24 protein-coding genes and 1 tRNA gene are annotated in these 24,133 nt (G+C 62.4%); 13 read left to right on the forward strand and 12 right to left on the reverse strand.

Annotated elements, in window-relative coordinates; genetic code table 11:
* Positions 1-328 precede the first annotated feature (328 nt).
* A complete protein-coding gene (locus tag EOA19_RS32380; RefSeq protein WP_128305887.1) occupies positions 329-1,438 on the reverse strand; it encodes a Gfo/Idh/MocA family oxidoreductase in 1,110 nt (369 codons plus the stop codon).
* Positions 1,439-1,594: 156 nt separating this feature from the next.
* Here EOA19_RS32380 and EOA19_RS32385 point away from each other — a divergent pair, with 156 nt between their 5' ends.
* From EOA19_RS32385 to phnN, 9 genes are all read left to right on the forward strand, one after another.
* Entirely contained in the window at positions 1,595-2,440 is an 846-nt protein-coding gene (locus EOA19_RS32385; RefSeq protein WP_164762714.1) for a MurR/RpiR family transcriptional regulator, read from the forward strand.
* 141 nt (positions 2,441-2,581) lie between these two features.
* Positions 2,582-4,516 (forward strand): 5-dehydro-2-deoxygluconokinase, encoded by a 1,935-nt coding sequence (gene iolC / locus EOA19_RS32390; protein WP_128305888.1) that lies wholly within the window; start codon positions 2,582-2,584, stop codon positions 4,514-4,516.
* A 34-nt stretch (positions 4,517-4,550) separates the two neighbouring features.
* The gene (gene iolD, locus EOA19_RS32395) at positions 4,551-6,401 is read left to right on the forward strand and encodes a 3D-(3,5/4)-trihydroxycyclohexane-1,2-dione acylhydrolase (decyclizing) (RefSeq protein ID WP_128305889.1); all 1,851 of its coding nucleotides are present in this window, start codon (positions 4,551-4,553) and stop codon (positions 6,399-6,401) included.
* Positions 6,402-6,544: 143 nt separating this feature from the next.
* On the forward strand, positions 6,545-7,462 hold the full coding sequence (gene iolE / locus EOA19_RS32400) for a myo-inosose-2 dehydratase (protein WP_023810666.1): 918 nt from the start codon (positions 6,545-6,547) through the stop codon (positions 7,460-7,462).
* Between the two features lie 58 nt (positions 7,463-7,520).
* A complete protein-coding gene (locus EOA19_RS32405; protein WP_023810667.1) occupies positions 7,521-7,733 on the forward strand; it encodes a DUF3329 domain-containing protein in 213 nt (70 codons plus the stop codon).
* Positions 7,734-7,943: 210 nt separating this feature from the next.
* Positions 7,944-8,756: a 5-deoxy-glucuronate isomerase gene (gene iolB, locus EOA19_RS32410; RefSeq protein WP_128305890.1), complete on the forward strand. Its 813-nt coding sequence runs from the start codon at positions 7,944-7,946 to the stop codon at positions 8,754-8,756.
* A gap of 153 nt (positions 8,757-8,909) precedes the next feature.
* Positions 8,910-9,617, forward strand: coding sequence for a DUF1045 domain-containing protein (locus EOA19_RS32415; protein WP_128305891.1), 708 nt, complete (start codon positions 8,910-8,912; stop codon positions 9,615-9,617).
* A gap of 13 nt (positions 9,618-9,630) precedes the next feature.
* Positions 9,631-10,770: an alpha-D-ribose 1-methylphosphonate 5-triphosphate diphosphatase gene (locus EOA19_RS32420; RefSeq protein ID WP_128305892.1), complete on the forward strand. Its 1,140-nt coding sequence runs from the start codon at positions 9,631-9,633 to the stop codon at positions 10,768-10,770.
* A complete protein-coding gene (gene phnN, locus EOA19_RS32425; RefSeq protein WP_164893099.1) occupies positions 10,767-11,396 on the forward strand; it encodes a phosphonate metabolism protein/1,5-bisphosphokinase (PRPP-forming) PhnN in 630 nt (209 codons plus the stop codon). Before EOA19_RS32420 ends, phnN begins: the two co-directional genes overlap by 4 nt.
* A gap of 1 nt (position 11,397) precedes the next feature.
* On the opposite strand, the gene EOA19_RS32430 is transcribed toward phnN, so the two are convergent.
* From EOA19_RS32430 to EOA19_RS32445, 4 genes are all read right to left on the reverse strand, one after another.
* Entirely contained in the window at positions 11,398-12,297 is a 900-nt protein-coding gene (locus EOA19_RS32430; RefSeq protein ID WP_031213037.1) for an aldose 1-epimerase, read from the reverse strand.
* 136 nt (positions 12,298-12,433) lie between these two features.
* Positions 12,434-13,429 (reverse strand): ABC transporter permease, encoded by a 996-nt coding sequence (locus EOA19_RS32435; protein ID WP_128305893.1) that lies wholly within the window; start codon positions 13,427-13,429, stop codon positions 12,434-12,436.
* Between the two features lie 59 nt (positions 13,430-13,488).
* Entirely contained in the window at positions 13,489-15,027 is a 1,539-nt protein-coding gene (locus tag EOA19_RS32440) for a sugar ABC transporter ATP-binding protein (protein WP_128305904.1), read from the reverse strand.
* Between the two features lie 115 nt (positions 15,028-15,142).
* Positions 15,143-16,105: a sugar-binding protein gene (locus EOA19_RS32445; protein WP_128305894.1), complete on the reverse strand. Its 963-nt coding sequence runs from the start codon at positions 16,103-16,105 to the stop codon at positions 15,143-15,145.
* Between the two features lie 557 nt (positions 16,106-16,662).
* On the opposite strand from EOA19_RS32445, the gene EOA19_RS32455 reads away from it, so the two are divergent.
* Positions 16,663-17,787, forward strand: coding sequence for a LacI family DNA-binding transcriptional regulator (locus tag EOA19_RS32455; protein WP_164893100.1), 1,125 nt, complete (start codon positions 16,663-16,665; stop codon positions 17,785-17,787).
* A 574-nt stretch (positions 17,788-18,361) separates the two neighbouring features.
* On the opposite strand, the gene EOA19_RS32460 is transcribed toward EOA19_RS32455, so the two are convergent.
* Complete coding sequence (locus EOA19_RS32460) at positions 18,362-18,655, reverse strand: hypothetical protein (RefSeq protein WP_128305895.1); 294 nt, start codon at positions 18,653-18,655, stop codon at positions 18,362-18,364.
* 101 nt (positions 18,656-18,756) lie between these two features.
* On the opposite strand from EOA19_RS32460, the gene EOA19_RS32465 reads away from it, so the two are divergent.
* Together EOA19_RS32465 and EOA19_RS32470 are read left to right on the forward strand one after the other, a co-directional pair.
* Positions 18,757-19,056: a hypothetical protein gene (locus EOA19_RS32465; RefSeq protein ID WP_128305896.1), complete on the forward strand. Its 300-nt coding sequence runs from the start codon at positions 18,757-18,759 to the stop codon at positions 19,054-19,056.
* 2 nt (positions 19,057-19,058) lie between these two features.
* On the forward strand, positions 19,059-19,751 hold the full coding sequence (locus EOA19_RS32470) for an SOS response-associated peptidase (RefSeq protein ID WP_128305897.1): 693 nt from the start codon (positions 19,059-19,061) through the stop codon (positions 19,749-19,751).
* Here the strand turns inward: EOA19_RS32470 and EOA19_RS32475 are convergent, their stop codons facing one another.
* The 5 genes from EOA19_RS32475 to EOA19_RS32500 all read right to left on the reverse strand — a co-directional run bounded on the left by EOA19_RS32475 (position 19,752) and on the right by EOA19_RS32500 (position 22,698).
* Positions 19,752-20,576, reverse strand: a complete 825-nt coding sequence (locus tag EOA19_RS32475) for a Ku protein (RefSeq protein ID WP_128305898.1) — start codon at positions 20,574-20,576, stop codon at positions 19,752-19,754. It lies immediately after the preceding gene.
* 88 nt (positions 20,577-20,664) lie between these two features.
* Positions 20,665-21,525, reverse strand: coding sequence for an ATP-dependent DNA ligase (locus EOA19_RS32480; protein WP_128305899.1), 861 nt, complete (start codon positions 21,523-21,525; stop codon positions 20,665-20,667).
* A 92-nt stretch (positions 21,526-21,617) separates the two neighbouring features.
* A complete protein-coding gene (locus EOA19_RS35500) occupies positions 21,618-21,767 on the reverse strand; it encodes a hypothetical protein (RefSeq protein ID WP_164893101.1) in 150 nt (49 codons plus the stop codon).
* 20 nt (positions 21,768-21,787) lie between these two features.
* Positions 21,788-21,976, reverse strand: coding sequence for a KTSC domain-containing protein (locus EOA19_RS32490; RefSeq protein ID WP_128305900.1), 189 nt, complete (start codon positions 21,974-21,976; stop codon positions 21,788-21,790).
* 230 nt (positions 21,977-22,206) lie between these two features.
* Positions 22,207-22,698 carry a hypothetical protein gene (locus tag EOA19_RS32500; protein ID WP_128305901.1) on the reverse strand — a complete coding sequence of 164 codons (492 nt, stop codon included), beginning with the start codon at positions 22,696-22,698 and terminating at the stop codon, positions 22,207-22,209.
* 616 nt (positions 22,699-23,314) lie between these two features.
* Between EOA19_RS32500 and EOA19_RS32505 the strand changes: the two genes are divergently transcribed.
* Positions 23,315-23,833: a hypothetical protein gene (locus EOA19_RS32505; RefSeq protein ID WP_128305902.1), complete on the forward strand. Its 519-nt coding sequence runs from the start codon at positions 23,315-23,317 to the stop codon at positions 23,831-23,833.
* A gap of 62 nt (positions 23,834-23,895) precedes the next feature.
* Here the strand turns inward: EOA19_RS32505 and EOA19_RS32510 are convergent.
* A tRNA-Arg gene (locus EOA19_RS32510) sits at positions 23,896-23,972 on the reverse strand.
* Between the last annotated feature and the right edge of the window lie 161 nt (positions 23,973-24,133).

A 24,133-nucleotide genomic window follows, 5' to 3' on the forward strand; every position in this document is an offset into this window, starting at 1 on the left:
CAACATGCGCCGCTGGGTGACGCTGGCGACCTAATACAGGGTCGCATTGCGCCCGAAATCCGCCGAACCCGTCAAACCCCAGCCAATCCGGCCTCAAACCCGAGCCGCAAGGCACCCCACATTGGCCTGACCCTCCCTCCTTGCCCCTATAACTTAATAACGCAACGGGCCCCTCTTCTTGTGGGAGAAGGTGGATCGGCGCGCAGCGCCGAGACGGATGAGGGGTGTTCCAGCGGAGTGAGACGTTGGTGTTCCCTGGAGCACCCCTCATCCGACCTCGCTTCGCGAGGCCACCTTCTCCCGCAAGGGGAGAAGGTGAGCCGCCGCCTTACCGCACGTCCACCCAGCGCTTTTCCTCGAAGGAGCGCGCCATCGCGTGCACCGTGCGCTCGATCTCCAGCCCTTCGGCAAACTCGATGAGCCGCGCCGGCTTGCCTTCAAGCCGCGTCAGCAGTTCGTGGCACTCGATGATCTTGAGATCGTTGAAGCCGAGGCCATGGCCTGGCGCCGGCACGAAGAGGTCATAGGGCTTGTGGTGCGGCGCCACCAGGATGGTGCGGTAACCCTGCTCGGTCGGCCGGTCGGCCGTGAGGTAAAGCTGGAATTCGTTCGATCGCTCCTGGTCGAACAGGATCGACCCTTTAGAGCCGAAAATCTGGACGGCGATGCGGCCCTTGCGGCCCCAGGCCGAGCGGTTGACCAGCAGCGTGCCGGCAATGCCATTTTCCAGATGCATCAGCACGCTGGCGATGTCGTAGGTTTCGACCGCGCGACGGCCGCCGCTGGCCAGCTTGCGGTCGGCATAGGGTTTGGCCATGTCGCAGATGACACTGGCGACGCGGCCGAACAGGGCTGAGACCAGCGATAGCGGATGCACGGCGAAATCGTCGAGCGCGCCATAGCCGGAAGCTGCTTCGTGCTTCCAGAAGAACAGCGCTTCGGGATCGGCCATGAAGTCCTCGTCCATCTCGATGCGCAGATGGTTGACCTCGCCGATGATCTTCTCGTCGAGCAACGCGCTGATGTGGCGGATGGCCGGGCTCTGGATATAGTTGTAGCCAAGCGCCGCGACCTTGCCGGACTTTCTCGCCGCCGCTGCCATCGCCTCGGCCTCGGCAAAGCTCGGCGCCATCGGCTTTTCGCACCACAGATGCTTGCCTGCTTCGAGGATGGCGATGGCCATTTCCGGATGGAACTGGTTGGGCGTGGTCAGCGAGACGATATCGACTTCGGGATCGTTGACGACGGCGCGCCAGTCCCCCGACGCCTTGGCGAAACCGAACTCGCCCGCCTTGCGCAGGGCAAGCTCTTCATTGACCTCGCCGAGATGGACCAGCCGTGGCTTGGCAACGTCCGGAAAGACGGCGCCGACGGCACTCCATGCGATGGCGTGACACTTGCCCATGAAACCCGTACCGATGAGACCGACGCCGACCATTTTCCGTTTCTCCACTGCTTGAACCGTTGCGTGGATGAATTAGTCCATTTTCTCCTGAAATGGAATGTCTGCCTCATTTTTTATGGTGTTCTTGCGCAGGCTCGCTATGATGATGCACAGAGGGACGCTTCACGCATGAGCCTGGACAGAGCGACGATGGACGAACGGGTACCTCGCGATTTCGAGACGCTGCGCACCACCATCCTGGAGCGGCGCGAAAGCCTGCCGAAGCGCATCGCCCAGATCGCTGCCCATGCGCTCGACAATCCTGACGACATCGCCTTCGGCACCGCCGCCAGCATCGCCGCTTCGGCCGGCGTGCAGCCTTCGACCCTGATCCGCTTTGCCCAGCAGCTTGGCTTCGATGGCTTCACCAGCCTGCAGCAGGTGTTTCGCGAACGGCTGCGCGAGCGCAACTCATCCTATGACGAAAGGCTGCAGGCGTTGCGCGCCAAGGCAGAGGGCGGTGCCGGCCACCGGGCGATCTTCGACGGCTTCGTCGCCGCCGCCTCGACCTCGCTCAACGACATTTCGCGCACGCTGGACGACGCGCATCTGGAAGAGGCCATTTCCCTGCTTGCCAAGGCGGAAACCATCTACGTTCTGGCCAAGCGCCGCTCCTATCCGGTGGCGTCCTACATCGCCTATGCGCTGGGCAAGCTGAAGATCCGCAACCAGCTGATCGAATCGGCGGCCGGGCTGAATGCCGAGATGATCGGCTTCGCGACGCCGGCGGATGCCGTCATCGCCATTTCTTTCTCGCCCTACGCACCGGCCACGATCGAGGAAGCGCGCAGCATTTCGGAACAGGGCGTGCCGATCGTCGCCATCACCGACAGCTCGTTTTCGCCGCTCGCCCAGTTCGCCAAGGTCTGGTTCGAGGTTGCCGAGGCCGATTTCGCCGGCTTCCGCTCGCTGTCGGCGACAATGGCGCTGGCCATGGCGCTGACCGTCGGCGTCGGCGAGAAGCGACGCGACACGGGCCGCAAGCGCAAGGCCTGATCCATCGCCGAAAAGGCACTTTTCACGGAAGGAACACTCATTCCATATTGACTATGGATTGGAATTATTATTTCATATTCCCGGCGCCACGCTGCCGCTCGCGCGTGTACCCCAACACAACAAGGCCGACGGGAGGTTCCAATGAGCGAAGCCGTGGACGCTGAATACGCGCCGCTCGACGTCATCACCATCGGTCGCGCTTCTGTCGACCTTTATGGGCAGCAGATCGGCTCGCGGCTGGAGGACATCACCTCCTTCGCCAAGTCGGTCGGCGGCTGCCCGGCCAATATCTCGGTCGGCACCGCCAGGCTCGGCCTGCGCTCGGCGCTGCTGACCCGCGTCGGCGACGAGCAGATGGGCCGCTTCATCCGCGAACAGCTGACGCGTGAAGGCGTCAATGTCGACGGGTTGAAGACCGACAAGGAACGGCTGACCGCGCTGGTGCTGCTGTCGGTCGAGGACGAAGGCGTCTCGCCGATGATCTTCTACCGCTCGGATTGCGCCGACATGGCGCTGGCGCCCGAAGACATCGATGAGGCCTTCATCGCCTCGGCGCGCTCGATCGTCGTCACCGGCACGCATTTTTCCAGGCCCAACAGCGATGCCGCGCAGCGCAAGGCGATCCGCATCATGAAGGCCAAGGGCGGCAAGGTGGTGTTCGACATCGACTACCGGCCGAACCTGTGGGGCCTTGCCGGCCATGCCGAAGGGTTCGAGCGCTATGTGAAATCGGACCGGGTCTCGGCGCAGCTGAAGACGGTGCTGCCCGATTGCGACCTCATCGTCGGCACCGAGGAGGAGATCATGATCGCGTCGGGCGCCGACGATTGCCTGAGCGCCTTGAAGACGATCCGCTCGCTGTCGTCCGCCACCATCGTCCTGAAGCGCGGCGCCATGGGCTGCATCGTCTATGACGGACCGATCAGCGACGACCTCGAGGACGGTGTCGTCGGCAAGGGGTTTCCGATCGAGATCTACAATGTGCTGGGCGCCGGCGACGCCTTCATGTCCGGTTTCCTGCGCGGCTGGCTGGGTGGCGAAGATCATGCGACAGCGGCGACCTGGGCCAATGCCTGCGGCGCCTTCGCCGTGTCGCGTCTGCTCTGCGCGCCGGAATATCCGACCTTCGAAGAACTGCGGTTCTTCCTCAAACACGGCAGCGAGCATCTGGCGTTGCGCAAGGACGAGGCGATCAACCACATCCATTGGGCAACGACGCGCCGGCGCGACATTCCCTCGCTGATGGCGCTCGCCTGCGACCACCGCGTGCAGCTCGAGGATGTGGCGGCGAAGGCCGGCGCCGATCCGGCACGGATCGAAGAATTCAAGGTGCTGGCAGTCAAGGCGGCTGCGAAGGTCGCCGCCGGCCGCGACGGCTACGGCATGCTGATCGATGAGAAACACGGCCGCAAGGCAATGTTCGAATTCGCCAGGCATTCCTTCGCCTGGCTCGGGCGGCCGGTGGAGTTGCCGGGTTCGCGGCCGCTGCGCTTCGAATTCTCGCAGGACATCGGCTCGCAGCTTGTCGAATGGCCGGTCGACCATTGCATCAAATGCCTGTGTTTCTATCACCCCGACGATGCGGCGGCGCTGAAGGAAGAACAGCAGCAGAAGTTGCGAGCCCTGTTCGAAGGCGCGCGGAAGGTCGGCAGGGAACTTCTCATCGAGATCATTGCCGGCAAGCATGGCAAGCTCGACGACACGACGATCCCGCGCGCGTTGGAGGAGCTCTATGCGCTGGGCATCAAGCCGGACTGGTGGAAGCTCGAGCCGCAGGCGTCGAGCGGCGCCTGGGCGAAGATCGAGGCCGTCATCCTGAAGCACGACCCGTGGTGCCGCGGCGTTGTGCTGCTGGGCCTGGAGGCGCCGCAGGACGAGCTGGAAGCGGCGTTCGCCGCCACCGCCAAGGCGCCCATCGTCAAGGGCTTTGCCGTCGGCCGCACCATCTTCGTCCACGCGGCCGAACAATGGCTGGCCGGCAAGATGTCGGATGACGAGGCGATCGCCGACATGGCGCAGCGCTTCGAACAGTTGACGGATGCGTGGCTTGCCGCGCGCGGCCGCAAGGCGGCATAAGAAGGCGCGGAATAGGACTGCGGAGGAAAACACCATGAGCAAGACAATCCGCCTGACAATGGCGCAGGCGCTGACCCGCTTCCTCAGCCGCCAGATGACCGAGATCGACGGCAGCAAAGTCCCCATCTTCGGCGGCGTCTGGGCGATCTTCGGCCACGGCAATGTCGCCGGCGTCGGCGAGGCGCTTTATCAGCTGCGCGACGAACTGCCGACTTTCCGCGCCCACAATGAACAGGCGATGGCGCATGCGGCGATCGCCTACGCCAAGGCCAATTTCCGCCGCCGCTTCATGGCCGCGACCTCTTCGATCGGCCCCGGCGCGCTCAACATGGTGACGGCGGCGGCGCTCGCCCACGTAAACAGGTTGCCCGTCCTGTTTTTGCCGGGCGACGTCTTCGCCAACCGCATCCCAGATCCGGTGCTGCAGCAGGCCGAGGATTTCTCCGACGGCACGGCGACGGCCAATGACTGCTTCCGTCCGGTTTCACGCTATTTCGACCGCATCACCCGGCCCGAGCAGATCATTCCTGCGCTCAGCCGCGCCATGGCTGTGCTGACCGATCCGGCCGAATGCGGCCCGGTGACGCTGTCTCTGTGCCAGGACGTCCAGGCCGAGGCATACGATTATCCCGAGAGCTTCTTTGTCGAGCGGGTCTGGCACCAGCGCCGGCCGCGCCCGGATCGCCATGAGCTTGCCGCTGCAGTCGCGGCGCTCAAGGGTGCAAAAAAGCCGCTGGTGATCGCCGGCGGCGGCGTCCTCTATTCGCAGGCGTCGGACGAACTGGCGAAATTCGCCGAGAGCGCCGGCATCCCGGTCTGCGAGACGCAAGGCGGCAAATCCTCGTTGCCGGACGACCATCCGCTCAACATGGCGGCGGTCGGCGTCACCGGCACTTCTGCCGCCAACCGGCTGGCTGAGGAAGCCGATGTCGTGCTGGCCATCGGCACGCGCCTGCAGGACTTCACCACCGGCTCGTGGGCGCTGTTCAAGAATTCGGGCAAGACCATCATCGGGCTCAACGTGCAGCCCTTCGACGCCGGCAAGCACCGCGCCCTGCCATTGGTGGCCGATGCGGCCGAGGGCCTGGCCGAACTCAGTGCTGCGCTGAAGGGCTGGAAGGCGCCTTCCACCTGGACCGACAATGCGGCCACCGGCAAGAAGGCCTGGCAGGCCGAGGCGGCCAAGGTGACGGCGTCGACCAATGCCGCCTACCCGTCCGACGCGCAGGTGATCGGCGCCGTGCAGCGCGCCATGGGCTCCGGTGTGACGCTGCTGAATGCCTCCGGCGGCCTGCCGGGCGAATTGCACAAACTTTGGCAGGCGGGCGCGCCCGGATCGTATCATGGCGAATATGGCTTCTCGACCATGGGCTACGAGATTGCCGGCGGGCTCGGAGCCAAGATGGCGAAGCCCGGCGAGGAGATCGTCGTCATGATCGGCGACGGCTCCTACCTGATGATGAACTCCGAAATCGCCACCTCGGTGATGCTCGGCCTCAAGCTCACCATCGTGCTGCTCGACAACCGCGGCTATGGCTGCATCAACCGGCTGCAGATGGCGACCGGCGGCGCCAACTTCAACAACCTCCTCAAGGACTCGCGCCACGAGGTGCTGCCCGACATCGACTTTGCCGCGCATGCGGCGAGCATGGGGGCGATCGCCGAGAAGGTGCCGTCGATCGCCGGGCTGGAAAACGCGCTGGAGAAGGCAAAGAAGAACAACCGCACCACCGTGCTGGTCATCGACACCGACCCGCTGGTTTCCACCGATGCCGGGGGCCATTGGTGGGACGTGGCGGTGCCGGAAGTGTCTGTACGGCCGCAGGTCAACGCGGCGCGCAAGGCGTATGACGAGAAGCGGAAGATGCAGACCGTCGGCGATTGATATAGGCGCTGCCACCCCTACCTCCCCCTTGTGGGGAGGTCGGACCGAAGGTCCGGGTTGGGGGTCCGGCGCCACCCCCACCCCGCTGCTTCGCAGCGACCCTGCCCACAAGGGGGAGGGTGAACAAGAACCGGAGTGACTACTTGAAAGCCAAACTGGGCATGTCCCCCATTGCGTGGTGGAACGACGATCTTGCGGAACTCAGCGATGACGTGTCGCTGGAAGAATGCCTGCGCCAATCACGGTCGGCCGGCTTCACCGGCATGGAGATGGGCCGGCGTTTTCCCAATGACCCCGAAATCATGCTGCCGATCCTGAAGGCCGCCGACGTCACGCTGTGCGGCGGCTGGTTCTCGGGCACGCTGGTCGATGGGGAGATGGCCGACAACAAGGATCGCATCCAGCCGATGATCGACCTGTTCAAGGCGGTGAATGCGCCTTGCATCGTCTATGGCGAGGTCGGCCGCTCGATCCAGGGCGACCGCTCCAAGCCGCTGGCCACCAAGCCGAAGCTGTCGGATGACGAGATGAAGGCTTATGCCAGGCGGCTCGCCGAATTTGGCGAATGGTGCGCCGAGCAAGGCATGCCGCTCTCCTACCACCACCATATGGCGGCAGTGGTCGAGACCGAGCCGGAACTCGATGCCTTCATGCGCTATTCCGGAGCCGGCATTCCCCTGCTGCTCGATGCTGGACATCTGGCATTCGCCGGCGGCAACGTGCTGCGCGCTATCGACAACCATCATACCCGGATCAGCCATGTGCATGTGAAGGACGTTCGCATGGGGGTGATCGAAAAGCTCGATCGCACCAAACAATCCTTCCTCGACGCGGTGGCGCTGGGCGCCTTCACCGTGCCGGGCGATGGGTCGCTGGATTTCGGCGCCATCGTGCAGCGCTTCGCCGACCATGGCTATGAGGGCTGGTTCGTGGTCGAGGCGGAGCAGGACCCGAAGAAGAACCCGCCACTCAGGATGGCGCAGGTTGGCTACAAGGAATTGATGCGCGTCATGACCGCCGCCGGCTATACGGTCGAGACGCAAGGCTTTCCAAATGTCTAGTTTTCCAATGGCTGGTGCGACGGGTTCCCGGCGAGGCCGATTGCTGTAGATTGGCCCGATGAAAGATTCCGAACACCCCTTCTTCCGGCCTTTGTGGCGGCGCGTCGCCATCGTCGCGGTCTGCGTCATCTGGTCGATCATCGAGTTCGCCACCGGCACGCCGTTCTGGGGCATGATCGCGCTCGGCTTCGCCGGCTACGCCGTCTGGCAGTTTTTTTATCTCTATAAACCGGCCGACGAGGCGAAGGCCGAGGCCGAACCGAAGGAGTGACTGATCGCATGCGTTGGCGATTGGCTTGCAGTGCTTCTAACTTCGTCATCCTAGGGCGGAGCAAGGAGCGCAGCGACGCGGCGCAGACCCTAGGATGACGAAGTTGGAAGGGCGCCGGCCAATTTCCGAACGTTTGCGATGGTCCTTTCAAACAAACGACTTGGCTTTACAGGCCTGCAACCGTCAGGCCACTGGAATAGGAGACAAGAAATGTCGAAGCTGCTCGTCAAAGCCGACAAAGGCCTTGGCCGCGTCGCCCATGTGACGCCGAAAAGCGCCGGCTGGACCTATGTCGGTTTCGACCTGCATCGGCTGAAGCCGGGCGAGAGCGTCTCCGGCAAGACGGAGGATCGCGAAGTCTGCCTGGTGTTCGTCACCGGCAAGGGCAAGGCCAAGGCCGGCGGCAAGGAGCTCGGTCTGCTCGGCGGGCGCATGTCGCCCTTCGAGGGCAAGCCGTGGTCGGTCTACATTCCGCAAGGCTCCGACTGGTCGGTGACGGCGGATACCGAGCTGGAACTTGCCGTCTGCTCGGCGCCGGGCCTTGGCGGCGGCCTGCCGGCGCGGGTGATCGCACCGGACGATCTCGGCCAGGAGGTGCGCGGCAAGGGCACCAACACGCGCTACGTCACCAACATATTGCCGGAGGGCGAGCCGGCCGATTCGCTGCTGGTGGTCGAGGTGATCACGCCCGGCGGGCATACGTCGAGCTATCCGCCGCACAAGCACGACCAGGACAATCTGCCCGCCGAATCCTATCTCGAGGAAACCTACTATCACCGTCTCAACCCGCCGCAGGGTTTTGCCTTCCAGCGCGTCTATACCGATGCCGACAAGAACGGCCATCGCGCGCTCGATGAAGCAATGGCGATCGAGGATGGCGATGTCGTGCTGGTGCCCGGGGGTTATCACCCCTGCGCCGCCTGCCACGGCTACGACCTCTATTATCTCAACGTCATGGCCGGACCGAAGCGGACGTGGAAATTCCACAATGCGCCCGAGCATGAATGGCTGATGAAGGCCTGACCGGTCGCTGCGTGAGCACTCGCGCCCTGGTCCAGCACGAAAAAATCGTCGGCTAATGACCCCGCCGCAGCGTTTTGTTACCTGAAAGCCAGCAAGGCTTCGTCAATTCGTCATGGAAATCACCTATGGCAGCGAAGCTGACAAGGACTTTCCATGCGCTACGCCCTCTATTTCACCCCCCGGCAGGACGAGCCACTGGCGCGGATCGCCGCCGACTGGCTCGGCCGCGACCCGTTTGGCGCCGCGACGAGGCCGGTCGAAGCGGTGGCAGACCTGTCGGCGGCGGAAGTCGCTTTCCACACCGCTTCGGCGCGCCGTTATGGCTTTCACGCAACGCTGAAAGCCCCCTTCCGCCTGGCTGCCAACGAGACGGAAGCCTCGCTGCGCGCCGCACTCGACCAATTCGCCGAGGCGACGCCGGCGGTGACCATCCCGCGTCTCGTCGTGAGCCAGATCGACGGCTTCTTCGCACTGGTGCCGGAAGGGCCAGTGCCTGCGCTCAACCGGTTCGCCGATGACGTGGTGCGCGATTTCGACCGGTTTCGCGCACCGCTGAGCGAGGCGGAAATCGAGCGGCGCAGCCCGGATTCGCTGAAGCCGGCCGAGTTCCGCAACCTCTGCCAATGGGGTTACCCCTATGTCTTCGAAACCTTTCGCTTCCACATGACGCTGTCCGGCCGGGCGGGGTCACAGGAAAGCCCTCGTTTGCGCGCAGCGATCGACAGCCTGTTCGCGGAAGTGCTGCAACAGAAGGTGCTGGTGGATGCGTTGACCTTGTTTGTCGAAACCGAACCGGGTGCACCGTTCATGGTGCTCTCGCATCACGCGCTCGGGCGCCGCCCGGCCAGAAAAACCGCCTGAAGGACTGCCTGAAATGACCGCCGAGACTGTTCTCCACAATGCCCGCATCGTGCTTGCCGACGAGATCGTCGAGGGTTCGCTGGTGCTGCGCGACGGCTTTATCGCCGGCATCGAATCCGGCATCAGCCGCATCGGCGAGGATATGGGCGGCGACTATGTCATTCCCGGGCTGGTCGAATTGCACACCGACCATCTCGAAGGCCACTACGCGCCGCGGCCCAAGGTGCGCTGGAATCCGATCGCCGCCGTGCTCGCCCATGACGCGCAGGTGGCGACCGCCGGCATCACCACCGTGCTCGACGCCTTGCGCGTCGGCATGGACGAAGACGCCGACCTGACATCGGCCGACATCCGCAAGCTGGCCGACGCGATCGAGGACAGTGTGAAGCAGGACCGTCTGCGCGCCGACCATTTCATCCACCTGCGCTGCGAGGTTTCGGCACCGGACTGCCTCAGGGCTTTCGCCAATTTCGATGGCGACGAGCGGGTCAAGCTGGCATCGCTGATGGACCATGCGCCAGGCCAGCGCCAGTTCGTCAATCTCGAGACCTATGCCTACTATTACCAGCGCAAGCTGAAGCTGACCGATCGCGATTTCAAGCTGTTCTGCGAAAAGCGGATGGCCGAATCGGCGCGCAATTCAGCGCCGAACCGGGCGGTGATATCAGCCGCCTGCCAGGAGCGCGGCATCGTGCTGGCCAGCCACGACGACGCCACATCAGGCCATGTCGACGAGGCGATCGAGCAGGGCGTGCGCGTCGCCGAATTCCCGACCACGGAAGAGGCCGCCAGGGCCTCGAAAGAGGCCGGGATGGGCGTGCTGATGGGCGCGCCCAACGTCATGCGCGGCGCCTCGCATTCGGGCAATGTCTCCGCCCGTACGCTGGCCGGCGACGGCCTGCTCGACATCTTGTCATCCGACTATATTCCCTTCAGCCTGATCCAGTCGGCGTTCTTCCTCGGCGATGTCGTCGAAGGCATTTCCCTGCCGCAGGCCGTCGCCATGGTCTCGAAGAACCCGGCCGATGCGGTTGGCCTGACCGATCGCGGCGTCATCGAACAGGGCCGCCGCGCCGATCTGGTGCGCGTGCGCGTCGACGACCATGTCCCGGTGGTGCGCACCGTGTGGCGGCAGGGAAGCCGGGTCGCATGATGGTGTCGGCATCGATCGAGCGGGAATTGTCGGCCGAGACGTTTCCGATCCGCGATGGCGTTTTCGTCGCCGTCGTCGGCCCAAGCGGCGCCGGCAAGGACACGGTGATCGGCTACGCCCGCGCCCGCTTTGCCTATGAGACAAGGCTGGAGTTCGTCCGCCGCGTCATCACCAGGCCGAGCGATGTCGCCAGCGAGGACCACGACACGCTGGCCGATGCCGCCTTCGTCGAGGCCGAAGCCGATGGCGCCTTCGCCATCTCCTGGGAAGCGCACGGCTTGCGCTACGGCATCCCCGTCGATGTCGACTGGTCCGTCGCCAATGGCCGTGTCGCTGTCGCCAATGTGTCGCGCGCGATCATCCCCTCCTTGCGCGAACGCTATGCCAATCTGGCCATCGTCGAGATCACCGCCTCGCCTGAAGTGCTGGCCGAGCGTCTGGCGATGCGCGGCCGCGAGTCGCGCGGCGAAGTGCTGGCGCGGCTGGCGCGCAGCGCCAATGTGAGCCTGTCGGGACCTGGCGTCACCTCGATCGACAACAGCGGCCCGCGCGAAGCCGCCGGCGACCGTTTCGCCGAGGTGCTGCGCAAGGCGATGGCTTTTTCCGACATGTCGGGCCTGATCTAGGCTAGCCTTCAAGCGCAAAAGGCATGAACAAGACGGTGCCGGCAGCACTTTCGCCAGGGGCCAGCACGATCACGCCTTCCTCCGGATCGTCCCACCGGCCCCGGTTGAAAGCACCGGAGGCATTCGTTTGCGGCTCGACGCAGAAATACGGTTTTGTCGGATCGGCGTAGAGCATCAGATGCTTGAAGACCGGGTCGGCCTTGATCCGCAAGCCGGCACCGCGGGTTGGAAAACGAATGATCGCCTCGCCCCTCCAGCCGCCGTAATCACTGTTGCGCCAGCCGTTTGGCAAAGGCCGGTCCTCGGCAAAGTCGAGTTCGGGCGGAAGTGTGATCGGATCACCGGAAATGCCATCCGGCTCTTCGAGGTAGAAGCGCTTCGCCTCGAATTGCAATGTCACGTCCGGATCGCGATCGAACCAGGGATGCAGGCCAAAACCGAACGGCAAGGTAACCGGTCCGGTGTTGGTGAGCGTAATGGTGACGCTCAGCCCCTCTTCGGTGACCGCGAAAGCCTGCGTCGCTCGATAGGAATAGGGCTCGGCTCCGGCGGCAATGTCCAGCGTCAGCGTCGCGTTCGCGGCTGCTGTCTCGGTGACAGTCCAGGCGTGTTGCCAGCCGCTGCCGTGCACGTTGAATTTCTCCGGCGGATTGTTGGGCAGGACCTGCCAGCGCTGCGCCCCGAAGTCGAAAGCGTTCCCAGTGATGCGATTGGCGTAGGGCGTCATTGGAAACATGGCCACGCCAAGCACATTGCCGGTATCGCGATCCCCGTCCGAAAGCCGGCGCAGGAGATCGATGCCGCGCCAGCGCAGCGCGCTCACGCTGCCGCCGATTTGCGGCGCCAGTTCGGCTTCAAGCGCCCCTGCCCTCAACATCAACAGTTCAGGTTTCGCTCTCATGGCTTGCCACTCGTCCGCCACCGACATCCGGCATGATGTGGAGACGTCCCGCAATCGCAGAAGGGCGGCAAGGCCGCAACCATTTCATTCATGCCGCCAGGCGCCGACAAACGCGCGGCGCGTCTTGGCAGGGCGATTATTCCGCGGCCGCGCCGGAAGCGCTCTTGCGGGTGGCGTCGACCATCAGCCGCCGTTCCCGGAACACGCCCCATTGCTGGTCGACCAGCACACCGATGAGGATGACGCCGCCCATCACCGCGAAGTTGAGCGAGGACGGGATGCCGAGCAGGTTGACGAGGTTCTGCAGTTCCTGCAGCAGCACCGTGCCGAGGATGACGCCGATCAGCGAGCCTTCGCCGCCGCGCAGCGAGAAGCCGCCGAGCACGGCTGCGGCGATGGCGTAGAGTTCGTAGAACTGGCCGTGGCTGGCCGGTGAGATCGAGCGCGTGTACATGGCGAAATAGATCGCCGACAGCGCCGTCAGCACGCCGCAGATGACGTAGGCGGCGACGACGACGCGGCCGGTGCGGATGCCGGAATATTTCGCCGCCTCCTCGTTCTTGCCGATGGCGTAGAGATAGCGGCCGAACACCGAGCGGTGCAGCACCACCCACATGACGATCGAAATAACGATCAGCGCGATGAAACTGTTCGGCACGCCATAAGAGCGCCCGGCGGTGAGGAATTCGAGGCCGGGGAAATTCTGGCCGAACGCAAAACCCGCCGTGCCGTCGCCAGTGTAGAAGCGGGCGACGCCGCGGTAGATCAAAAGGCCGCACAGGGTGACGACGAAGGGCTGCAGCTTGAGCCTTGTGATCAGCCAGCCATGTGCCAGGCCGATGATGGCGCCAAGCACCAGGATGAGCACGAAGGCAACCGGCCATCCCATGCCACGCACGGCGATAAAGTCGATGAATAGCGTTCCGAGCAGCGCGACCACCGAGCCGACCGACAATTCGATGCCGCCGGTGATGATGACGAAGGCCTGGCCGATCGACAGGATGCCGAACAGGCCGATCAGGTTCGAGGTGTTGGCGAGGTTGATCGGAAGCAGGAAGCGCGGATTGATGATCGCAACGATCGCCCCGACCACCAGGATCAGGATCAGCAGGCCGAGATCTTTCTTGCTCATCGTCTTCTCCCCAATGCCCGCCCTGGAAGGTTCCGGACCGGAACCCGTGGCAACAAAAACTATTTCGGCTGCTTGCCCACCGCCAGCAGCAGCACGTTTTCCTGGCTGAACCGGTCCTTGTCGAGAATGCCCGAGATCTGGCCCTCATGCATGACGGCGATGCGGTCGGACACGCCGATCACCTCTTCCATGTCCGACGAGATCATCAGCACGGCGACGCCGGCATCGGCGAGCGCCCGCATCAGGCCATAGATTTCCGCCTTGGCGCCGATGTCGATGCCGCGCGTCGGCTCGTCGAGGATCATCACCTTGGGGTTCATGGCGAGCCACTTGCCGAGCACGACCTTCTGCTGGTTGCCGCCCGACAGCGTGCCGGTGCGCGTCTGCACCGAAGGCGCCTTGATGCCGAGATCTTTCTTCTGCTTCTCGGCGGTGGCGGCCTCGGCGCTTTTGGACACCAGGGAGCGGCGCGCATGCGCAGGCAGGTTGGGCAGGGAAATGTTCTGCGCGATCGACAGGTCGAGCAGGATGCCGGTGAGCTTGCGGTCTTCCGGCACCAGGAAGATGCCGTGCGCGACGGCGTCGGCCGCGGAAGCCAGCGCAAGCGGCTTGCCGTCGAGCTCGAGCGTGCCGCCAAGGCTGCTATCGATGCCGAAGAACACCCGCGCCAGCTCGGTGCGGCCCGAGCCGACAAGACCGGCAAGGCCGAGGATTTCGCCGCGCCTGACGTCAAGGTCGACCGGCCGGCCGGGATAGGCAGGCGTGCGGATGGCCTTGGCCGCGAGTGCTACGGCGCCGGGCGCACGCGCCGCCTCCGAGGCCTTCTCGCGCTCCTTCAGCATGCGGCCGATCATCAGCTTGACCATCTGGTCGTGGCCGATGTCATGCTTGCCCAGCGTACCGGCCAGCATGCCGTCGCGCAGCACGACGACACGGTCGGCGACGCGCTCGACCTCGTGCAGGCGGTGCGAAATGAAGATGACGCTGATGCCGTCGGCCTTCAGCGCCTTGATGACGTCGAGCAATTTGTCGGTCTCGGCGAGCGGCAGGCTCGATGTCGGCTCGTCAAGGATGACCAGCCGCGCCTCGATCGACAGCGCCTTGGCGATCTCGACCATCTGCTGCTGGGCCAGCGACAGGGTCGCGACCGGCGTGTCGGCGGAAAAATTGGCGCCGACGCGCTTCAAAAGCGGCGCCACCATGGTGCGCAGCTTGGCGCGGTCGACGAGCTTGAGCGGCCCGGCGCGCAACGGCTCGCGGCCGAAGAAAATGTTGGCGGCGACATCGAGATTTTCGAACAGGTTGAGTTCCTGGTGGACGAAGGCGATGCCCGAGCCCAGGCTGGCTTCGACGGAGAGCCTGTCATGTGCGGTGCCGTCGACGGTGATCGTGCCGCTGTCGGGCGTGGTGACGCCGCCGAGGATCTTCATCAAGGTCGATTTGCCGGCGCCGTTTTCACCGACAAGGCCGATGACCTCGCCCGGCCTGACCTCCATGGAGAAGCCGTCGAGCGCGACGACGCCCGGATAGGTCTTGCGCACGTTCTCGAGGCTGAGGAACGGCGTCGTTGCTGCGATGGATGTGTCGGAATAATTCATCATGCCTGACAGCGATTGGCGGGCCGACTTTTTGGCAGACTGACGATCCGCGTGCGGTTCGTCAATGCGAGCAGCCGGCCCAAGCGACGTTGAGCCGGCTGAACTGCTTCAAGTCTTAATTTCCGGCCATCGCCTTCAGATTGGCGGCGTAGGCGTCGACGTCATCCTTGCCGATGATCTTGGTCGGGATGATGATGAGGTTGCCTTCCGGGATGCCCGACTTGTCGCCCTTGAGATAGGCAGCCATCAGCTTCATGCCCTGATAGGCCCATTCGAAGGGCTGCTGCACGACGGTGGCGGCAATGGTGCCTTCCTTGACGCCGCCCAGCGTGATCGGATCGTCATCGAAGCCGACGACGGTGATCGAGCCGAGCTTGCCGGCGTCGCGCAGCGCTTCATAGATGCGCGGCGTGTTGTAGGAGTAGAAGCCGACCATGCAGGTGACGTCGGGGCTGGCAACCAGCGCGTCCTCGACGTTCTTCTTGGCGCGCGCCTGGTCGATGTCGTCGCCGCGCACGTCGATCAGCTCGATCTTGGTTCCGGCGAGGCCGTCCTTCATGCCCTGGATGCGCTCCTTGGCATTGTCGGCGCCGAGCAGGCCAACGAAGCCGAGGCATTTTCCGCCATCGGGCATCGCCTTCTTGGCGATTTCGGCCGCCTGCTTGCCGGCATCGACATTGGACGAGCCGATATAGGCGACGCGCTTGGTCTGCGGGGCGTCCGAGTCGGTGGTGAACAGCGCCGTTTCCGAAGCGATCTTGTTGAGGCCGTCGGTCGAGGTCTTGGGATCGACGGCCGAGACCATGATGCCCTTGACGCCGGCGGTGACCAGATCGTCCATCAGCCGCTGCTGGATGGCGACCGAGGACTGCTCGGGATATTTGAGCTCGAGCGTATAGTCGGGCAGTTCGCCCTGCGCCTTCTTGACGCCGGCTTCGGCGGCCTTCCAGAAATCGGAAGCGCCGTTGACGACGAAGGCCAGCGTCGGCTTGTCTTGGGCGCGCGCGATTGCCGTGGCCGACAGGCCAAGCAGCAGCGCGGCCGCGGCTACGGATGCATTGCGTATCAAGGATTTCATGTTCAACCTCCCGTTTGGCTCAGTCGTTGGACCGGCCGATCTTGCACTGACCTGATTTGCCGTTTGCAGCGTGGACGCCCTCCTCCTCAAAGGGGTTCCCGGCACCGAAAGAATGGCGTCGTTCCAGCCACGATCATGGACCTTAGAGACTCATCCTTCGTTCGTAAATAGTCCGATTTGTCTGACATATCACATATCCGAGACAAAGCTCGCGGAGGTAGTATCCGCTCGCCACCGGGCCATTTTTCGTACTCTCCCGCCGCCCCGGACCTGACTGGCCGGACGCGACGGATTGACGGTACAGCGCATCTTTGTATTAGTAAACAGTATTAGTTCCGAGCCAATGCCGGCGATTTCGCGTGTGCCCAACGCCGAGCCGTGGTCACCGCTGGCCCACTATCTCAGCCTTTTCCATTTGAGTTTTGGCTTGTATGAGAATGCAGGTGGATGGACCTCCGGCATACTAATAGTTATAAACGGCTTCGATGTTGTTTCTATAAATTGACGGCGTCACGCCATCTTGCCGGCCTGACCGGCCAGCCAGACTGGGATTTGCCATGAGCGAGACGACGGATCCGGCCATCGACACGGTGAAGCGCCGCAAGGCGCCGGCGAAGAGCGCCAGGGGTCGCGTCACCATGACCGACATCGCCAGGGCCGCCGGCTGCTCGCAGGCGACCGTTTCCTTCGTGCTCAACAATTCGCCCGGCATCAAGCTGTCGCAGCAGACCCGCGAACGGGTGATCGAGGCCGCGCGGACCCTTGGCTACGCCGCGCCCGCTTTCGAGGCCCTTCACCCGGCGTTGCCTGCCTTCGAGGGGCCCGCCTTCGAAGGACTCGACGGGGTGATCGGCTTTGCCGTCGACCAGCTCGCCACCAGCCCGGAGGCCGTGGTCGCCATCGAGGGCGCGCGCCAGGCCTCGTGGAATGCCGGCAACGTGCTTCTGGTGGCGCAAACGCTGGGCGATTCCGTCATGGAGCCGCGCGCCATCGCCGCACTCACCAAGCGGGGCATTTCGGCGCTGATCTACATGACCATCTTCACCCGCGAGATATCAGCGCCCGATTACCTCTACGGCCTCGACATCCCGGTGATCCTGCTCAACTGCTACACGGCGGATTACGCCTTCCCGGCTGTGGTGCCGAGCGAGATCGCCGGCGGCCAGAGCTCGACCCGGCACCTGATCAGCCACGGCCACCGCCGCATCGCCACCATCACCGGCGAGCCGTGGATGCAGGCGGCACAAGACCGGCTGAAGGGCTACCGCCGCGCGCTCGCCACCGCCGACATCCCGTTCGACGGCGAATTGGTGGTCGAGGGCGACTGGTCGGCCAGCGCCGGCTATGCCGCGACCGTCAAGCTCTTGGCGCTCAGGGATAAGCCCACCGCCATCTTCTGCCAGAACGACCGCACCGCGATCGGCTGCTACGAAGCGCTGAAGGAAGCCGGCCTGCACATCCCGCAGGACATCTCCGTGGTCGGCTACGACGACGAGGAAATCGCCCGCCATCTCTTCCCGCCGCTGACGACCTCGATCCTGCCGCACATGGCCATGGGCCAATGGGCGATCGAACAGCTGGAAGCGCCGGCGGCGCCTGGACGGGGGCGCTATCCGATCACGAAGCTGGAGTGCCCGCTGGTGGAAAGGGAGAGTGTAATGGGGGTGGCGGGGGTTTCCTAAGGCGCATCGTGTTTGAGAGATATTGTGGCGACGCGCTTTAGGTCTCCATCGTTGACGCCTTCGCTGTCTGGTCTCCGCTGAAGTCCGGCTTACTGTCCTCGACATGCAAAAGCCCGCCAAGGAATCCGCGAATAACAGGCCCTCTTCGGAACGTCGAAATCAAGCGTTTCGTCCGACAATCGCAAGGCCATGTCGCAGATTGTCTGCGCTCACGGCAAGGACTAGCTGGCCGGCATCCATTGAAGCAACAGCGGCCCTCGCTGGTCTGATGATCACGCTCGTGGAGAGCCCGGTTGCGGTCGGCTTGTCGGTTTCCAATCGAGATTTCTCTTCGCCTGCAGTCCTTCGTAGTCGGGAATGCACGTGAAGAACGCCGGCCGGCGATCGCGTCCCGCTGCCTTGCAATCCGAGCATCCGAACAAGCCGACGAGATCCCAATGCATCGATCCGTGACCTGGACCGAGCCGGTCAATTAGAGCCTGAACTTCGAGCTTGGTCGACTTGCAGCACATGGCATGCCCGCAATTGACATAGAGGCTTTCGCGGGCGGCCAACGTGTCTGCGAGCGTCTTCGTCATCCTTTGAAGCGCTCGGTGTACCAGGTGATCTTGCCGTCGATCTTCATCGGTTTGTGGATCATCAGGCGCTTCGGCAAGTGTTCGGGGTGCACCTCCAGAAGCGTAATTTTGATCTGCGGCTTGCATCGGCTGCAATCGAATTTCAGCGAAAGCGGATCGACGCCGCCCCCGTAGACCATCATCAAATCGACCGATCGGCAGTAGCGAACATTGCCGCAACTGCACTCTGCTTTCACAAGCATATTGTGCCGGGTCGCTTTGCCCAGCGTGTCGATCGGATCATGCGCCATAGCCCTAAAAGAGGAACATATTCCTCTTTGGTCAAGGGGCTCTTGACTCTCTTGTTCCTATTTTGTTCACTGACAGGCAGGAAAGTCACAGGAGGCGGGCTATGAAGCTTCGCTTGGAGATAACGGGCGCTTCGCCCGATGAGCAGCAACGCGGCATTGAAGCTGCGCGGGCGGTCTTTGCCGCTGCGGGAATATCAGCCGAGCAGGCAGCCGATGGAATGTTCGCGCTAGAGGGCTGGGACGATGCCAACTTTCAGGACGATGAAGCACCGACGGAAGACGAGGATGCAGCAGCATCAATCTGGATGGATGCCAACAAGGCTGCCGTCGCGGCGTGCTGCGCCAATTGGCCTGCCGATGCGGTGCCTGAGAACTTTCTCTTCCTTGAATTGGTAGAGTGAGCATGTGCGGACGCTACACGAGATATCTGACCTGGTCGGAAATCCACCGGCTATATCGACTGACGGCGCCCGCAGAAACCGGTCGCAATGATGCCCCTCGCTACAACATCGCCCCGACTGAGGAAGTCCCATTCGTCACCGCCGGCGAGAACGGCAACCACAAGCTCCGCGAGGGTCGCTGGTGGCTAGTTCCTTTCTGGGCGAAGGAGATGCCCAAGGCGGCGATGTTCAACGCCAGGATCGAAGGCATAGACACTGCGCCGGCCTTCCGCGATGCCTTCAAGTCGAAGCGCTGTCTGATCCCCGCCGACGGCTTCTACGAATGGACCATCTCTCCAGCAGATGGCAAAAAAGACCCTTGGCACATCTACTTGCCCGATCACGCGCCGTTCTCGTTTGCCGGCCTGTGGGCCTACAATTCCAACCTCGAAATCACCAGTTGCACCATCATCACCGAGCCGGCCGGCGAGCCGATGAAGAACTTGCACGATCGGCAGCCGGTCATCCTCGACCAAGCCTACTATGACGCGTGGCTGGATCCGGCGACGCCCAAGGACGACTTGAAAGACATTCTCAGCCACGACATCGACGGTCAACTGCAGTTCAATCGCGTCGGTCGCGACGTCAACTCGACGCTAATCAACAAGCAGCCCAATGACCATCCCTCCTTGGTCGGGCCTATCAATCCTCTCTAACTATGCTGATTTGCGGCCCTTCGCCTTTGGCCGGTCTTGGTTGATGCCTTCGTTGGCGAGGCTCTTTCGAAGAACCGAGGCCAGATCGACCACGTTCTCCTTAGGTTTCGGCGCCGGTTTAGGGGGCTTTTTGCCCTTGCGCTTGGCGTCGATCATGGCAATCAACGCATCCTCGTAGGTGTCCTCGAATTTCGAAGGATCGAACTTCGTCACCTTCTTGTCGATAAGGAGCCCCGCGATTTCGAGCAAATCCGCATCGTATTTCGGGCTCTTCACATCGTCGAAGACGGTGTCTTCCGATGTCATCTCATTGTGGGTCCGTAGCTCGGTCAGCAGCATCCCTTTTCCAAGGGGCTGTATCAACACTTCGCGCCCGCGCTGATAGAGTACGACGCAAGAGCGTGCCGCAACGCGCTTCTTGGCCATCGCATCGCGCAGGACGGCAAAGGCCTCCAGGGAGGCACCGTCTGCCGGGATCAAGTAGTATGGTTTCTCCAGAAAACGTGTGTCGATCTCGGCAACCGGAACGAAGGAATCGACGTCAAGTGTATGCTGCGACGTCAGTTTCAGTTTCTTGATCTCGTCTGGCTCGACGTGGATGAAATCATCCTTGTCCGCCTCATACCCTTTGATCTGATCCTCGGCTTCGACAACGTCGCCAGTCTCTTCATCGAGATAGGCGCTTTTGACGGGTAAACCGTCCTTGCGGTTCAAAATCTTGAAGTGAATCTTGGATGCCTCGCTTGTGGCACCAACTATCTTCACCCCGCATGACACGGAACCGACCCTCAGAAAGCCCTTCCAGACCGCGCGTAGCGCCACCATGCCGTTTCTCCTAGACGTGCCGATGTTCCGCACAACGCCAGGTACACGGTTCTGTTCCGCAGGGGGGAGCCCCCGTCGCCAGCGTTAGTCATTCCTCTCGGTAATCGAGCAGCTTCGCATGGCGTAGCCTTTCCTCGCCCTTCAGGAACCTGACGCGGCCGACGAGACCAGGCTTCAGCCATTCGGCCTTTTCCTTCTTTAGACCGATCGGAACTGGTCCCCCGACCTTCCCTTGAACACGATCCCATAGCCGCCGACGCTTGTCGGCTTTAAAGGCAACGAAAGCGCCGCCGGCATATTGGCCCTTGTCGGCCATGAGCACCATTGCGGGCTTTCCGGCCTCGCGCTGCACGCCAATGATGTCCATTTCCTTTTCGGCATAGCACTTGATCTTGCGCCAGTTCATCGTCGGCCCGCTACGGTAGATGCTGTCCTTGCGCTTCGAGACCATGCCCTCGAGCCCCGCCTTGTCGACCAGGTGATAAACCGCGTCGCCGGTGCCGGGCATGGCTTTGCTGACCTGAATGCGGCCGACGGCTGGAATCAGTGCCTGCAGGATTTCGCGGCGGTCTTCCACCGGCATGTTGCGCAAATCATGCCCGTTCAGGTGCAGGAGATCGAACGCCACCAAATACAAGTCGCGCGACGGCTTACGGCGGGTGACGGCTGATTGCAGGGCGTGGAAGTCGGACAGGCCGGCCTCGTTGACGGTGATTGTCTCGCCATCGATGATGAAACTTTCCGCCTCGATCGCCTCCGCTTCTCCGGCAAGTTCGATATAGCGGCCGGTCCAATCGTATCCGTTCTTGGTGAACAGCCGGATCCCGTTTTCATCCTTAATAATCTGGGTCCGATACCCGTCGAATTTGATCTCATGAAGCCATTCGTCGCCCTGCGGCGGCCTGTCGACCAGCTCGGGCTCCATGGGCTTGATGAACTTCAGAGGCATGCGCTGACTCGCATAGTGCGATTCAATTAGCGCGCGCTAAAATGGTTCCGGAACATTTTAGACGATTTGAATGTTTGATAGCTATGACGAAACTATCCGACCTTGGCCCGCCGATTCCAGGCAAGCAGCACGACGGCGAGCCTGCCGACGAACGGGAGAATTTTATGATTTGCCCGGTATGCGGCCAGCGGCTCGACATGCGTGACTTCCGCCAGGTCGCTTGGCACGATCAGCCCGAACATAGGCCGCTGGAGTTGGAAGTTTATGTCACCAGCCGGAACGCGTAGCGGTTCCGAACGTGGTCGTTGAAATAGCGCCCCTTGGCAAAGGCTGCCTTGAACGCGGTGAAGGTCTCAACCGGTACGTCCAAAAACTGCTTCCCGCTGGCTACAAACCAGACTGAGAGAACCCTGTTGTTCGGGTCATAGTCGAACTTGCGCGCGCTGGGCATGGAAACAATGCCCGGCCGGCGGTGAGTCGGCCGCTAGGCATCATCAGCCGTCAACAGGTAGCGCAAAGCTATTCCTGCCAGCCGCGGCGGAATGCTCGCAAATTAGTTCTTGCGCCGAGGCCCAATGGTATCTCAGCAACTGCTCCTGGGGAGGCAAGCTGGACCGCGATGGCGACGGCGTGGCATGCGAGACGCTTTGCTGACGGCTCATCTAAGATGTGTCCAGCCGGCTATTGGGGAAAGAGGTGACGCGCCAGCCAATAGCCGAACAGCAGTCCGCCTACGCCAAGAGTAGCCAGCGCTATGTTGACTGCAGAGTTGAAGACAGAGGCGTTTTTCCCCATCGCGGTGCTATTTGCGGTAATCATTGATTCATAGTGGTCGCACTGTTCGGCCAGTGCGTCTCTCATCTCGATGCCCCGTTCGACATCCGCGCCCCAGTGCCCAGGCTGGTTTCCGGAGAACTCGAAATTAATGGAACTTGCGGACATTACAGCCATCCATGCAGCCACAAATAGGGCCGCTGCCGCAAATAGCGACGTTAGCGACAAAAGGCTGCTTGGCGCCGCCGAGGTTGCCAAAGAGTAAGACGCGCCGATCAACAAGACCGAAACCGCCCCTACAGTGCCTGCAAACGAATACGCACGCTCGTCCGCTGCGATAGCAGATGTTAATTGCGCATCAAGATAGGCCTCAGCCTCTCGCAATATCTCCTGAAGCATGGAAATATCGGCAAGTCGTAACTGATTTGACAAGGGGGATGACATGCACTCACACTTGGAGATCTTTGTTCAACCTAAACGACCAACCACCGGAAAGAAAAGTCCCGGTACGGCAAAAAGCTCAAAGGAGGGCTCTGCAAAACCTAAGCCGAAGCCCACCAAAAAGGGTTAGTAGTACGTCTTCGATGATGTAGAAAACTCGCTTGCTGGGCGGTGGCGATACTCCACTTCGCTGGCGCGGCTAGTCTGAGGGAAACCGTGAGGGTCTAGCTAATCGCTTTGGGATGAAGGTTTCTTTTCGTATATCGATCGTCGTCAGCGCGATTTAGGTCGCACTAGTCATCCAGCTTCTCAGCGGCACTATGAACGCACTTACGTCCTGATAAAAGCAGATGACTCCAATAGAACGTGCCGGCCACGCGGGTTTCGCTCTACCTCCGTCGTCCTGGTTGCCCACGTCCTCTCTCGCTGTCGCTTGGATTGCGACTGCCTGCAGGCCAAACGGCCTGCCTAAGCCTGCGGCTTCCGTTCCACGATGTCCGTGGATTCTCTCTTGCTATTCCACGAAGATCGTGGCATGCCGTTTGAAAGAGATGTTGCAGCCTGGAACTGAACAATGACATGGAACTGCGTCCTCCCGAAGGAAACCCTAGAAGGCTATCGCAAGGCGGCCAACGCAACCCAAGAGGAAATGGCCCACCATATGCACCTGCCATTGCGGACCTACGAGGACCTCGTAACCGGTAAAACCCAGATGCGACCCGTCCACAGTCGGGCGGCCGAGGGTGCGCTGCTGTTTCTGGCTCGTAAGAGGGACGACACTAGGTTCCTCCCCCCGCATCTGGTTGATCTTCTCGACGATCTAGCTGCCGCACGGCAGAAGGCCGTGAAGCTTTCGAGGGAAGAGGCCTTCGCTTCACGGTGGCGGATGGCCAAGATCGTCGGAGTATACAAGGTCGACGGGACGCCGGTTTCAGTGTCGGAGCGGCCGCTTGGCGAAGCCATTCGGCTGATCGCCGAGGGGACCGTCGGGCATAGAACCGGTAGGGCCCAAGTTTTCACCGAAGAGGGCGAGGGCCTGTTGAACTACATGGATTGCGTCGCGGTGTTGAAACAGTACGGCCAGCGGCTCTGACGCTGTCAACTTTTCAGTGTGGGACGACCGCCCAAAATCCAGCCGTTTGCATTTGGTTTTGTTGGCGCACCCGACAGGATTCGAACCTGTGACCTCTGCCTTCGGAGGGCAGCGCTCTATCCAGCTGAGCTACGGGTGCTTTCCGGAATCCGGAAAACGAACCAGCCGATGAACCGGCAAGTCACGGCTTCTTAGCGGAAGCAGGCGCGGGCTTCAACGGGCAATTGGAGATTGGCTCCGCGACTTGGCTCGGTGCGCCCTGGCTACGGCCTATGAGGTTCGCGCCCGCCCGCCCTTCCC

Source organism: Mesorhizobium sp. M7A.F.Ca.US.010.02.1.1, assembly GCF_004023085.1.
Lineage (GTDB): Bacteria > Pseudomonadota > Alphaproteobacteria > Rhizobiales > Rhizobiaceae > Mesorhizobium.

What these genes read in the sequence shown, in the direction of transcription:
- EOA19_RS32380 (WP_128305887.1), bottom strand. Translation starts at nt 1,438, where the DNA reads ATGGTCGGCGTCGGTCTCATCGGTACGGGTTTCATGGGCAAGTGTCAC.
- EOA19_RS32385 (WP_164762714.1), top strand. Translation starts at nt 1,595, where the DNA reads ATGGACGAACGGGTACCTCGCGATTTCGAGACGCTGCGCACCACCATC.
- iolC (WP_128305888.1), top strand. Translation starts at nt 2,582, where the DNA reads ATGAGCGAAGCCGTGGACGCTGAATACGCGCCGCTCGACGTCATCACC.
- iolD (WP_128305889.1), top strand. Translation starts at nt 4,551, where the DNA reads ATGAGCAAGACAATCCGCCTGACAATGGCGCAGGCGCTGACCCGCTTC.
- EOA19_RS32405 (WP_023810667.1), top strand. Translation starts at nt 7,521, where the DNA reads ATGAAAGATTCCGAACACCCCTTCTTCCGGCCTTTGTGGCGGCGCGTC.
- iolB (WP_128305890.1), top strand. Translation starts at nt 7,944, where the DNA reads ATGTCGAAGCTGCTCGTCAAAGCCGACAAAGGCCTTGGCCGCGTCGCC.
- EOA19_RS32415 (WP_128305891.1), top strand. Translation starts at nt 8,910, where the DNA reads ATGCGCTACGCCCTCTATTTCACCCCCCGGCAGGACGAGCCACTGGCG.
- EOA19_RS32420 (WP_128305892.1), top strand. Translation starts at nt 9,631, where the DNA reads ATGACCGCCGAGACTGTTCTCCACAATGCCCGCATCGTGCTTGCCGAC.
- phnN (WP_164893099.1), top strand. Translation starts at nt 10,767, where the DNA reads ATGATGGTGTCGGCATCGATCGAGCGGGAATTGTCGGCCGAGACGTTT.
- EOA19_RS32430 (WP_031213037.1), bottom strand. Translation starts at nt 12,297, where the DNA reads ATGAGAGCGAAACCTGAACTGTTGATGTTGAGGGCAGGGGCGCTTGAA.
- EOA19_RS32435 (WP_128305893.1), bottom strand. Translation starts at nt 13,429, where the DNA reads ATGAGCAAGAAAGATCTCGGCCTGCTGATCCTGATCCTGGTGGTCGGG.
- EOA19_RS32440 (WP_128305904.1), bottom strand. Translation starts at nt 15,027, where the DNA reads ATGAATTATTCCGACACATCCATCGCAGCAACGACGCCGTTCCTCAGC.
- EOA19_RS32445 (WP_128305894.1), bottom strand. Translation starts at nt 16,105, where the DNA reads ATGAAATCCTTGATACGCAATGCATCCGTAGCCGCGGCCGCGCTGCTG.
- EOA19_RS32455 (WP_164893100.1), top strand. Translation starts at nt 16,663, where the DNA reads ATGAGCGAGACGACGGATCCGGCCATCGACACGGTGAAGCGCCGCAAG.
- EOA19_RS32460 (WP_128305895.1), bottom strand. Translation starts at nt 18,655, where the DNA reads ATGGCGCATGATCCGATCGACACGCTGGGCAAAGCGACCCGGCACAAT.
- EOA19_RS32465 (WP_128305896.1), top strand. Translation starts at nt 18,757, where the DNA reads ATGAAGCTTCGCTTGGAGATAACGGGCGCTTCGCCCGATGAGCAGCAA.
- EOA19_RS32470 (WP_128305897.1), top strand. Translation starts at nt 19,059, where the DNA reads ATGTGCGGACGCTACACGAGATATCTGACCTGGTCGGAAATCCACCGG.
- EOA19_RS32475 (WP_128305898.1), bottom strand. Translation starts at nt 20,576, where the DNA reads ATGGTGGCGCTACGCGCGGTCTGGAAGGGCTTTCTGAGGGTCGGTTCC.
- EOA19_RS32480 (WP_128305899.1), bottom strand. Translation starts at nt 21,525, where the DNA reads ATGCCTCTGAAGTTCATCAAGCCCATGGAGCCCGAGCTGGTCGACAGG.
- EOA19_RS35500 (WP_164893101.1), bottom strand. Translation starts at nt 21,767, where the DNA reads ATGTTCGGGCTGATCGTGCCAAGCGACCTGGCGGAAGTCACGCATGTC.
- EOA19_RS32490 (WP_128305900.1), bottom strand. Translation starts at nt 21,976, where the DNA reads ATGCCCAGCGCGCGCAAGTTCGACTATGACCCGAACAACAGGGTTCTC.
- EOA19_RS32500 (WP_128305901.1), bottom strand. Translation starts at nt 22,698, where the DNA reads ATGCTTCAGGAGATATTGCGAGAGGCTGAGGCCTATCTTGATGCGCAA.
- EOA19_RS32505 (WP_128305902.1), top strand. Translation starts at nt 23,315, where the DNA reads ATGACATGGAACTGCGTCCTCCCGAAGGAAACCCTAGAAGGCTATCGC.